The 9,409-nt window shown below is 73.8% G+C and carries 13 protein-coding genes; 9 read left to right on the top strand and 4 right to left on the bottom strand.

What is annotated here, in order from left to right; genetic code table 11:
* Positions 1-71: 71 nt before the first annotated feature.
* On the bottom strand, positions 72-710 hold the full coding sequence (locus ACEZDG_RS30110; RefSeq protein WP_380515529.1) for a TetR/AcrR family transcriptional regulator: 639 nt from the start codon (positions 708-710) through the stop codon (positions 72-74).
* Positions 616-2,109, bottom strand: a complete 1,494-nt coding sequence (locus ACEZDG_RS30105) for an MFS transporter (RefSeq protein WP_380515526.1) — start codon at positions 2,107-2,109, stop codon at positions 616-618. The genes ACEZDG_RS30110 and ACEZDG_RS30105 overlap by 95 nt, the downstream gene beginning before the upstream one ends.
* Positions 2,110-2,245: 136 nt before the next feature.
* Between ACEZDG_RS30105 and ACEZDG_RS30100 the strand changes: the two genes are divergently transcribed.
* Complete coding sequence (locus ACEZDG_RS30100; RefSeq protein WP_380515523.1) at positions 2,246-2,590, top strand: DUF6968 family protein; 345 nt, start codon at positions 2,246-2,248, stop codon at positions 2,588-2,590.
* Between the two features lie 123 nt (positions 2,591-2,713).
* Positions 2,714-3,151: an ATP-binding protein gene (locus tag ACEZDG_RS30095; RefSeq protein ID WP_380515521.1), complete on the top strand. Its 438-nt coding sequence runs from the start codon at positions 2,714-2,716 to the stop codon at positions 3,149-3,151.
* Here ACEZDG_RS30095 and ACEZDG_RS30090 read toward each other — a convergent pair.
* The gene (locus ACEZDG_RS30090) at positions 3,148-3,555 is read right to left on the bottom strand and encodes a PASTA domain-containing protein (RefSeq protein ID WP_380515518.1); all 408 of its coding nucleotides are present in this window, start codon (positions 3,553-3,555) and stop codon (positions 3,148-3,150) included. The genes ACEZDG_RS30095 and ACEZDG_RS30090 overlap by 4 nt on opposite strands.
* Before the next feature lie 89 nt (positions 3,556-3,644).
* On the opposite strand from ACEZDG_RS30090, the gene ACEZDG_RS30085 reads away from it, so the two are divergent.
* Both ACEZDG_RS30085 and ACEZDG_RS30080 read left to right on the top strand, forming a co-directional pair.
* A complete protein-coding gene (locus tag ACEZDG_RS30085; protein WP_380515516.1) occupies positions 3,645-4,031 on the top strand; it encodes a hypothetical protein in 387 nt (128 codons plus the stop codon).
* 80 nt (positions 4,032-4,111) lie between these two features.
* Positions 4,112-4,438 (top strand): plasmid stabilization protein, encoded by a 327-nt coding sequence (locus tag ACEZDG_RS30080; protein WP_380515814.1) that lies wholly within the window; start codon positions 4,112-4,114, stop codon positions 4,436-4,438.
* A 41-nt stretch (positions 4,439-4,479) separates the two neighbouring features.
* Here ACEZDG_RS30080 and ACEZDG_RS30075 read toward each other — a convergent pair whose 3' ends face one another.
* Complete coding sequence (locus ACEZDG_RS30075; protein WP_380515514.1) at positions 4,480-5,046, bottom strand: TetR family transcriptional regulator; 567 nt, start codon at positions 5,044-5,046, stop codon at positions 4,480-4,482.
* A gap of 90 nt (positions 5,047-5,136) precedes the next feature.
* Here ACEZDG_RS30075 and ACEZDG_RS30070 point away from each other — a divergent pair, with 90 nt between their 5' ends.
* The 5 genes from ACEZDG_RS30070 (at position 5,137) to ACEZDG_RS30050 (ending at position 9,402) form a co-directional block, all read left to right on the top strand.
* Positions 5,137-6,072, top strand: a complete 936-nt coding sequence (locus tag ACEZDG_RS30070) for an SDR family oxidoreductase (protein WP_380515511.1) — start codon at positions 5,137-5,139, stop codon at positions 6,070-6,072.
* 129 nt (positions 6,073-6,201) lie between these two features.
* Positions 6,202-7,254 carry an acyl-CoA dehydrogenase gene (locus ACEZDG_RS30065; RefSeq protein WP_380515508.1) on the top strand — a complete coding sequence of 351 codons (1,053 nt, stop codon included), beginning with the start codon at positions 6,202-6,204 and terminating at the stop codon, positions 7,252-7,254.
* Complete coding sequence (locus ACEZDG_RS30060; protein ID WP_380515506.1) at positions 7,251-8,006, top strand: PIG-L deacetylase family protein; 756 nt, start codon at positions 7,251-7,253, stop codon at positions 8,004-8,006. Before ACEZDG_RS30065 ends, ACEZDG_RS30060 begins: the two co-directional genes overlap by 4 nt.
* Positions 8,003-8,665 (top strand): SAM-dependent methyltransferase, encoded by a 663-nt coding sequence (locus ACEZDG_RS30055; RefSeq protein WP_380515503.1) that lies wholly within the window; start codon positions 8,003-8,005, stop codon positions 8,663-8,665. The genes ACEZDG_RS30060 and ACEZDG_RS30055 overlap by 4 nt, the downstream gene beginning before the upstream one ends.
* On the top strand, positions 8,662-9,402 hold the full coding sequence (locus ACEZDG_RS30050) for a glycosyltransferase (RefSeq protein ID WP_380515501.1): 741 nt from the start codon (positions 8,662-8,664) through the stop codon (positions 9,400-9,402). Before ACEZDG_RS30055 ends, ACEZDG_RS30050 begins: the two co-directional genes overlap by 4 nt.
* Positions 9,403-9,409 lie beyond the last annotated feature (7 nt).

The following is a 9,409-nucleotide window of genomic DNA, read 5'->3' as shown; positions in this document are numbered from 1 at the left end:
CCATAGACTGACTGGGTCAGTCACTCAAGGCCCGAGAGGAATTGCGAGGCGGGGGGCTTCGCCGACTGGGGCTAGGCGGAAGGGTCCGAGAGCAGGGGTTGGATCAGGGGGGCGTAGTGGTCGGCGATCTGATCGGACGTCAGCGCCCGTACGGTCTCCGCCTGGACCATGGCGTAGAGGGCGCCGAGGCCGAGCAGGATGCCGACGGCCATCTCGGCGCGCAGCGGGGCGTCCGGTCCGGGGAGGCGCTCGGCGAGGCGGGTGATCACCTGGGCGCGGAAGTTGGCGCGGGCCTGGCGGCCCTGCTCGTCGTGCAGACGGGAGAAGGCGATGCGCAGGATGGGGTCGCGGGCCTCGCCGTGCTGGGTGGCGAGCAGGTGCAGCACCATGTGGCGGGCGAGGGTGTCCAGGGGGGCGCCGAGCAGGGCCTCGGCGTCGTCCTCGAAGGTGAAGACCTGGGAGAAGAGCTGTTCCTTGCTGCCGAAGTACTTCATCACCAGGGCCGGGCTCACCCCGGCCGCCTGGGCGATGCCGGCGATGGTGGTGTCGGCGTAGGCGTGGCGGCCGAAGGCGTAGCGGGCCGCCTGCAGGATGTCGGCGCGGCGGGCCTCCGCGTCACGCGGCCGGGTCGCCGGGCCGGGGGAGTTCGCCTGCGGTGAGGCCGGGTGAGGTGAGGCCGGGCGCGGGGCGGGCTTGTGGGCGTCGGGCATGGGTCTCACTTTCCGTACTGCGGTGCGGGATCAGGCAGGCGGTGGCGCAGGCCAGCAGGGCGACCGTGCCGGCCATGGCGAAGCCGGTGCGGTAGCCGTCGAGCGTGGGCGCGGTGACGGCGCCGCCGAAGGCGCGGGTGTGCGAGGCCAGGACGGAGGCGACCGCCGCGCTGCAGAAGGCCTGGCCGATGGTGCGCATCAGCACATTGAGTCCGGTGGCCGCCGCGGTCTGGTCCATCGGCACCGCACGCATGATCAGCATCGGCAGCGCGGAGTAGGCCAGCGCCGTGCCGACCGAGACCACCGCCGCGCCGGTGATCACGGTCCACAACTGGCGGCTGTCGCCGAAGCGCAGCGCGTAGCCCACGGCGATCACGGCCGCGCCGAGGGCCAGGGTGACCTTGGCCCCGCGGGCGGCGGAGACGCGGGCGGAGAGTGGAGCGCACAGCACCATGATCACACCGCTGGGCAGCAGGCACAGGCCCGCCCCGACCATCGACAGCCCGAGGCCGTAGCCGGTCGCCCGGGGAGCCTGCACCAGCTGGGCGGTGACCAGGGAGTTGGCGTAGAAGGCGAACCCCGCCAGCAGCGCGGCGGCGTGCGGCAGCAGGACCGCAGGACGGGCGGCCAGCCGCAGGTCCACCAGCGGGCGTGGTGCGGACCACTGCTGACGGCCCCACAGCGCCAGCACCACGGCTGCCGCGCCGATCAGGCCGAGCGTACGGGGGCTGCCCCAGCCCCAGTCGCCGCCCTTGGAGGTCGCCAGCAGCAGCAGGACCAGGCCCGCGCTCAGCCCGAGCGCGCCGGGTATGTCGAAGCGGCCCGGCGAGCGGCTCGGCACCTCCCGGACGGTGTGCCAGGCCAGCGCCAGCACGGCGGCGGACAGTCCGGTGGTGGCCCAGAACATCGCGTGCCAGTCGGTGTACTGGACCAGCAGCGCCGCGAGCGGCAGGCCCAGGGCCGCGCCGATGCCGACGGTGGAGCTCATCAGCGCGACGGCCGAACCGGTCCGCTCGGGCGGCAGCACCCCGCGCAGGATGCTGATCGAGAGCGGGATCACCGCCGCGCCGACGCCCTGGAGTCCGCGTCCGGCCAGGAGCAGGGCGAGATCCGAAGTGAATCCGCACAGGAGCGACCCGGCGGTGAGCGAGCCGAGCGCGAGCAGCAGCATCGGCCGCTTGCCGTACATGTCCCCGGCCCGGCCGAGCAGCGGGGTGGCGACCGCCCCGGTCAGCAGGGTGACGGTGACCACCCAGCCCACGTCGACCGGCGCGGAGCGGGTGAGCCGGGGCAGTTGCGGCAGCAATGGGACGACCGCGGTCTGCACCAGGGTGGTCACGATGCCACCTGCGGCCAGCACGGCGACGACCGTGCGGCTGCCGGGCGCGGGAGTGGGCACGGCGGTACTCCTCGGTGAGGTGAATGAGCGTTCACCACAGTAGGTGAATGGCCATTCACCTTGCAAGCTCGCTCGCGGTCACCTGGTCGGTACCGGACGATATGGACGGGGAAGAGCGAAGGAGAGCGGAGTGGACATGGCTGTGGACATGGCTGAGGACCGGCTCGGCGAGATCATCGCCAGCCGTGCGATCGAGGCGGTGTATCCGGACGGTCGCCGGACCACGCTGGGCATCCAGATCGGCCGCCCGCGCCCGAACCCGGACAAGTCGGGGGACTGGGAGTGCCCGTGCCGGATCCAGGGCCTGGGCGACTCACCCGTGTGGACCATGTACGGGGTGGATTCGGTCCAGGCGCTCACCCAGGCCGCCGAGGTGCTGCGCCGGGCGCTGACGTCGGCCGCCGCCGACCACGCGCTGACCTTCCGTTGGGACGGGGAGGACGCGGCCCAGGCACTGCCCGTCGACGACGTCCTGTGGTGACGGATCGGCCGGCTCTCCTGCGGTAGGCGGGAGACCTGCATCCCCAGCGGGCGCATCGGGCGGCGCGGCGCGGGCAGGCGTCTGCTACGAACACGACGATTCGAAGAGTAAGGGCGCAGGCACATGGACTTCGGGCAGCATTCGCTTCACTGCCATGCCACCTATGTACTGGACGGGCGGTCCGGTTCCACGGCTGCGGCCCGCGCCCATGCCCGCGACTTCCTGGACCGTCGCCGGCCCGCGCTGTCCGCGGCCCAGGCCGAGGACGTGGTCCTGGTGGTGAGCGAACTGGTGGCCAACGCGGTGCGGCACGCCCCGGGCCCCTGCGCCCTCGACCTGGCCGACGAGGGGTCCCACCTGGCGGTCGCCGTGAGCGACACCAGCCCTACGGCCCCGGTGCCGCGCACCGCCGACACGTCCACCGGCACCGGCGGCTTCGGCTGGAACCTGGTCCGCACCCTGGCCCACGCGGTGCAGGTCACCCTGCACCGCACCGGCGGCAAGACGATCACCGCCCTGCTGCCCCAACTCGCCCTCTCCTTCGCCCTGCACCCGGCCTAGGCAGGCGGTGGCCGCAGACGTTCACCGGGCTGGTCGGGATCCGCTGCGGGGTGGGGCCCGGCTTCGACCTCAGGCTCGACCTCGGGTTCGGCTTCGGCGGCGAGCTCGCCCGGTCGGGGAGGCGGGCGGCGCGGTTCACGATCCCCGGCCGTGCCGCCGGGCAGTTCCCTGAAATCGATCACCAGGGAGCCCCAGCGGCGCATCCGGGTGCCGGCGGCGGGCCGCTGGGCGGTGACCACCCAGACGCCCGGCCAGGTCAGCGCACCGACCGGCGGGCCGTCCGGATCGTCTGTGGCGAGCGCGAGGCCCGCCTCCGTCGCGACGGTGCGGGCGTGGGCCACGATCAGCCCGACCACGTCGGGAACGGTCACCTCGGCGGAGTTGCTGGGGCCGATCCATGTCATGTCACCCTCCGGCCATCAGCGTCCCGCTGATCCCCGGCCGGCGCGAGGCTTCGCGCATGGGGGCGTGGGCCGGGGACAGACGAACACGTATGAAGAAGGAAGACTCAGTAGCGCTGGAAGAGCAGCAGATCGGTGCGCGGCGACGCTCCGAGGTCGAGAGGGAGCATCGGGACCTCGACGCGGTGGGTGCGGCGCCGCACCGGCAGACCCAGTTCGTCCGAGGGGCGCTGACCGGCTACGTCTGGGCGCTGGGACACGCCGACGCGGCCCCGATCACCGGGCTCAGGGAGAAGGGGGTGCCGTCGACGCAGGGAATCACCGCGGAGGTCGACGCGACTCTGGTCCAGTTGGCGTCCCAGCCGCTGCGTACCGTGCCGCGTGACTACGTTCAGGGCGTCCATGACGCCCTGGCCTGGGTGTGCGGGTTCCAGGACGAGCCGCCCGGGGTCACGGAGCAGGCCCCCACCGGGGAGTGACGGGGCCGGGTGGGACCGCCGGTACGGGGTAGGCGTGTGGACCGAGCCCGTTCAGCGACATGAGGAAGCAGGTGGAGACCGTGCCTTCGGGATCCAGCGCCAAGCGTGAGCGCCAGTACGAGCACATCAAGGACAGTCAGAAGAAGCGCGGGACAAGTGACAAGCGCGCCGAGGAGATCGCCGCGCGCACCGTGAACAAGGAGCGGGCCCGCGCCGGAGAGTCGAAGACGGCCAGCCGCAGTTCGCTGCAGGACATGTCCTCGTCCCGGCGCGGCGGCCTGCGCTCGCACCAGGGGGCGGGCGGCCCCACTTACGCCCAGCTCTACAACGAGGCCAAGCAGCGCAACGTCAAGGGCCGTTCGGCCATGAACAAGGCCGAACTGCAGCGGGCCCTCGGCGGGTCGTAGCAGCGGGCGACGCCCGGGCCTGCCGACCCCCGGGCCCGCGGTCACCCGCCGGTGGTCACCGCTTTGAGTTCGTCGAGCGACTCGCGGAGGAAGTCCGCCAGGGGGCGTTCGCCGTCCGCGCCGACCCAGCGCTCGAACCCGATCTTGAAGACGGCGATGCCCGCCTCCGCGGTGAGGCTCGCGGCCGGGTCCTTGACGCCGCGTCCGCGCAGGGTGGTGGCGAGCGCGTCGGACAAGGACGCCAGCTTGATCAGCTCGCGCTCGCGCAGCTCGGTGTTCGCCATGATGACGGCCTGGCGCTGCCGGGCGAACTCATGGCGGTCCAGGAAGAAGTCGGCGACGATCTGCAGCGTCGAACCCATCGCGTCTATCGGGGCGGCCGTTTCCGGGGTGCCGGCCAGGGTCTCGACGAAGGCCTGCTCCAGCGCGCTCGCACCGCCGAACAGCACCTCGCGCTTGTCGGCGTAGTGGCGGAAGAACGTCCGCTCGGTGAGCCCGGCGCGTTCGGCGATCTGTGCGGCGGTGGTCTGCTCGAACCCGCGCTCGCTGTAGAGGGCCAGCGCCGCCTGCTCCAGTCGTCCGCGCGCGTTCGGCTCCCATCGGCTCATGGCCCAGATCATACGCGATGGCAGTGACTGACATCCAGTGCTACGCTGATGACAGCAACTGACATCGGGGACTGACCGGAGGTTCTTCTCATGCGTGTGTTCGTCACAGGTGCGTCCGGCTGGATCGGTTCAGCCGTGGTTCCTGAGCTCATCGGCGCCGGCCACCATGTCGTCGGGCTCGCCCGTTCCGACGCCTCGGCCGCCGCTCTCGCCAACGCCGGAGCCGAGGTGCGCCGCGGCACGATCGACGACCTCGACACCTTGCGCAGCGCGGCTGCCGAGTCCGACGGCGTGATCCACCTCGCCTTCAAGCACGACATCGCCTTCAGCGGCGGCTTCGAGGACGCGGCCGACGCGGACCGCCGTGCCATCGACGCCTTCGGCGAGGCGCTCGCCGGTTCGGACCGCCCGCTCCTCATCGCCTCGGGAACCCTCGGCCTCGCATCGGGCCGGGTCGCGACCGAGCAGGACGGCGGGCCGTCCGACCCGCCCGGCGCCCACTCCGCGCCCGGTCCGGCCAAGCGACGGGCCAATGCCCAGGCGACGGTCGCCACCGCGGAGCGCGGCGTCCGCTCCGCGGTGGTCCGGCTTCCCCCGACCGTGCACGGCGACGGGGACAACGGCTTCATGGCCACCCTCGTCGCCATCGCCCGCGCGAAGGGATTCAGCGGCTACATCGGCGACGGCGCCAACCGGTGGCCCGCTGTGCACCGTTCCGACGCCGCGCGGCTCTTCCGGCTGGCGCTCGAGGGCGCGCCGGCCGGCTCCTCGCTGCATGCGATCGCCGAAGAGGGCGTGCCGATCCGTGCCGTCGCCGAGTCGATAGGACGGGGCCTCGGCCTGCCCGTCGCCTCCGTCGCCCCCGACGACGCGGCTGCGCACTTCACCTGGCTGGCCGGGTTCCTCGGCCTCGACAGCCCCGCGTCCAGCGCGTACACCCGCGAGCTGCTGAGCTGGGAGCCGACCGGCCCCGGGCTGGTCGACGACCTCAACAAGGGCCACTATTTCGCGGCCCCGTCCGCCTGACCACCGACCCGGCGCCGCGCCTGCCCGGTCCGGGTGGAAATCCCGGACCGGGTGAAAACGGGGCGGTGCGGTGGGTCGGGTGTGTGCGCCGGGGGCGCGGGGGCAGACGCGTTTCATGAGGTCAGCATCATGACGGCCCCCAGCGGGCCGGAATCGTTCGTGCAGGGCCACCAGCCCCCGGGCGGAGGACTGGACGTCGAGGGGCACCGGATCGAAGTCGCGGGCCGGTTCACCGCCCTGGTGAACGCCGGGGAGCTGGAATTGCCGCTGCCGGGTTCCGGCGACACCCGCTCGCGCTGGTCGGCACTGACCCGGATCGCCGAGGCGGACCTGGCCCTGGCCAGGCTCTGCGAAGGGCACGCCGATGCCCTGGCGATCCTGGCCGAGCTCACCTTCCTCGGCGTCCCCGGTGTGCCGACCCCGGTCCCGGGTGCGCGCTGGGCGGTCTGGGCCGCGGAGCCGCCCGGGGCCGTGCTGCGCGCCGAACGGACCGAGGTCGGCGGCTGGGCCCTGTCCGGGCGAAAGCCCTACTGCTCCGGAGCCCGGGTCTGCACCGACGCCCTGGTCACCGCGCGTGACGGCGACCAGCGGCGGCTGTTCGCCGTGTCGACCGCGGTCGGGGTGGCCCCGGTGCCCGACAGTTGGCCGGCCGCCGGGATGGCGGCCAGTGACACTCTGGACCTGGACTTCGACCGGGTACCGGCCGTACCGCTGGGCGAACCGGGCGCCTACCTGGCGCGGCCGGGCTTCGCCCACGGCGGCATCGGCGTGGCGGCCTGCTGGTTCGGGGGCGCGCGGGCGGTGGCCGCGACCTTGCTGCGCGCCGCCGCAGCACACGGTCCCGAGCCGCACACCCTGGCCCACCTCGGGGCGGTGGACGCGCGGCTGGAGGCGGTGTCCGCACTGCTGGACCGGGCCGCGGTCGAACTCGACGCCGATCCCGCGGACCGCAAGGGCGGAGCCGCGCTGCGGTCGATGCGGGTGCGCGCGGCGACCGAGGACGCGGCCATGGCCGTGCTGCACCATGTGGGGCGGGCCCTCGGCGCCGGGCCGCTGGGCCACGACCGGGAGCACGCCCGGCAGGTCACCGACCTGACCGTCTACCTGCGCCAGTACCACGGCGAACGGGATCTGGCCGGCCTCGGCGCGGCCCTGGCCGACGCGGAACGGGAGCGCCGGTGAGCACCCGAGCGCCGCGCGATCCGATCCAGGCGGCGGGCACGCCGGAGTCCGCCTGGGCGGGCTGGGCGGAGCTGGCCGCCCTCCCGGAGTTCGCCCTGACCGGGCTCCGCAGCGCCGTCGTGGTGGCCGCGCATCCGGACGACGAGGTGCTCGGCCTGGGCGGCGCCATCGCCAGGCTCGCGGACGCGGGAGTCCGGCTGCGGCTGGTCTCGGTCACCGACGGGGAGGCGTCCCACCCGCACAGCGACGCACCCGCCGCCAGCGATCTGGCCCGGATCCGGGCGGTGGAGACCGAACAGGCGCTGGCCGCACTGGGCGCCGCCGATGTGGAGGTGGTGCGGCTGGGCCTGCCGGACACCGGCGTGGGCCTGCATGAGAACGAGCTGATCGAGCGGCTGACCGGGCTGGTCCGGGGTTTCGACGTCTGTGCGGCGCCCTGGAGCGGCGATGTGCACGCCGACCACGAGGCGGCCGGACGCGCCGCGCTGGCCGCCGGCGCCCTGACCGGCGTCCCGGTCGTCCAGTACCCGGTCTGGACCTGGCACTGGTCCCACCCCGGTGACCCCAGGGTGCCCTGGGGTCGCGCGTCCGGGATCCCGCTCGGGGCGGACCACCGACGGCGCAAGCGGGCCGCGCTGGACTGCTTCGCCAGCCAGCTCCAGCCGCTGGGGGAGAAGCCGGGTGACGCAGCGGTGCTGCCGCCCGAGGAGGTCGCGCACTTCCTGCGCGACCAGGAGGTGATCCTGCGATGAGCATCCCCGCCGGTACCCCTGCCGCCGCTCCGGAGGCAACGCCGGAAAGCTACTTCGCCCGGATGTACCAGGACGCCGAGGATCCGTGGAGCCTGGGCAGCCGCTGGTACGAGCAGCGCAAGTACGCGCTGACCACCGCCGCGCTGCCGAGCGTCCGCTACCGCAGCGGGTTCGAACCGGCTTGCTCGGTGGGCGCGCTGAGTCTGCTGCTGGCCCGGCGCTGCGACCGGCTGCTGAGCTGCGACCGGTCCACCCGAGCGGTCGGCACCGCGCGGGAGCGCCTGGAGGGTCACCCGCACGTGCGGGTGGAGCAGCGGCTGCTGCCCGAGCAGTGGCCGGCCGAGAGCTTCGACCTGATCGTGCTCTCCGAGTTCCTCTACTACCTGGATCCGGCCAAACTGCGGGGTCTGCTCGACCGCGCCGTCGCCTCGCTGGAGCCCGGCGGCACGCTGGTCGCCGTCCACTGGCGTCACCCGGTCCCGGACCACTGCCAGAGCGGCGACGCCGTGCACGAAGCCGTGCGCGCCACGCCCGGCCTGGTACCCATCGCCTCGCACAGCGAGCCCGACTTCCTGCTGGACGTCCTGGTATGTCCCGAGGATCCGGGCGAAGACGATCCGGTCCGGCTGTCGGTGGCCGCTGCCGAGGGGCTGACGTGATTCGGGCGCTCGCCGTCGTGGTCCCCGCCCGCGACGAGGAGCGGCTGATCGGCGGCTGCCTGCGCGCCGTGCACCGGGCCGCCCGCCACCCGCAGCTGGCCGGCCTGGCCGTGACCGCCGTGGTGGTGGCCGACACCTGCGCGGACGGCACTGAGACCCTGGCCCGGGCGCTGGGCGCGCGGACGGTGCAGGTGGTCGGTGCCGGGGCCGGCGCGAGCCGGGCCCTGGGCACCGCCTACGCGCTGGACCTGCTGCGGGCCGAAACGCCCGGGCTCTCCGCCGAGGAGGTCTGGCTCGCCCACACCGACGCGGACACCCAGGTGCCGCCGTGCTGGCTGGCCCACCAGCTGCGGCATGCCGCGGCGGGCTTCGCCGGGATCCTCGGTACGGTACGGGTCGGCGACTGGTCCGCGCACCCGCCCGGCACCGCGGACCGCTTTCTGCGGCAGTACACGGCCTACCGGGCGCAGGGCCGCGAGCACCCCCACGTCCACGGCGCCAACCTGGGCCTGCGGGCCGACGCCTACCTCGCCGCCGACGGCTTCCCGCCGCTGGCCGAGGGCGAGGACGTGGCCCTCGTCGCCGCACTGGAGCGCGGAGGCCACCGGCTGCTGCGCAGCGACGCCTGCCCGGTGCTCACCTCGGGCCGGCGCGATGCCCGGGCCCGGGGCGGCTTCGGTGACCTGCTGCTCACGTTGGAGCCCGGGCGTATCGCGCCCGTACTCGGGCGAACCTGACAAAACC

This window comes from Streptacidiphilus alkalitolerans (assembly GCF_042511045.1).
Lineage (GTDB): Bacteria > Actinomycetota > Actinomycetes > Streptomycetales > Streptomycetaceae > Streptacidiphilus > Streptacidiphilus alkalitolerans.
This window is presented reverse-complemented; position numbering and strand designations above follow the sequence as displayed.

Coding starts and splice junctions, on each gene's coding strand:
- ACEZDG_RS30110 (WP_380515529.1), bottom strand. CDS start 710: ATGCCCGACGCCCACAAGCCCGCCCCGCGCCCGGCCTCACCTCACCCG.
- ACEZDG_RS30100 (WP_380515523.1), top strand. CDS start 2,246: ATGGCTGTGGACATGGCTGAGGACCGGCTCGGCGAGATCATCGCCAGC.
- ACEZDG_RS30095 (WP_380515521.1), top strand. CDS start 2,714: ATGGACTTCGGGCAGCATTCGCTTCACTGCCATGCCACCTATGTACTG.
- ACEZDG_RS30090 (WP_380515518.1), bottom strand. CDS start 3,555: ATGACATGGATCGGCCCCAGCAACTCCGCCGAGGTGACCGTTCCCGAC.
- ACEZDG_RS30085 (WP_380515516.1), top strand. CDS start 3,645: ATGAAGAAGGAAGACTCAGTAGCGCTGGAAGAGCAGCAGATCGGTGCG.
- ACEZDG_RS30075 (WP_380515514.1), bottom strand. CDS start 5,046: ATGAGCCGATGGGAGCCGAACGCGCGCGGACGACTGGAGCAGGCGGCG.
- ACEZDG_RS30070 (WP_380515511.1), top strand. CDS start 5,137: ATGCGTGTGTTCGTCACAGGTGCGTCCGGCTGGATCGGTTCAGCCGTG.
- ACEZDG_RS30065 (WP_380515508.1), top strand. CDS start 6,202: ATGACGGCCCCCAGCGGGCCGGAATCGTTCGTGCAGGGCCACCAGCCC.
- ACEZDG_RS30055 (WP_380515503.1), top strand. CDS start 8,003: ATGAGCATCCCCGCCGGTACCCCTGCCGCCGCTCCGGAGGCAACGCCG.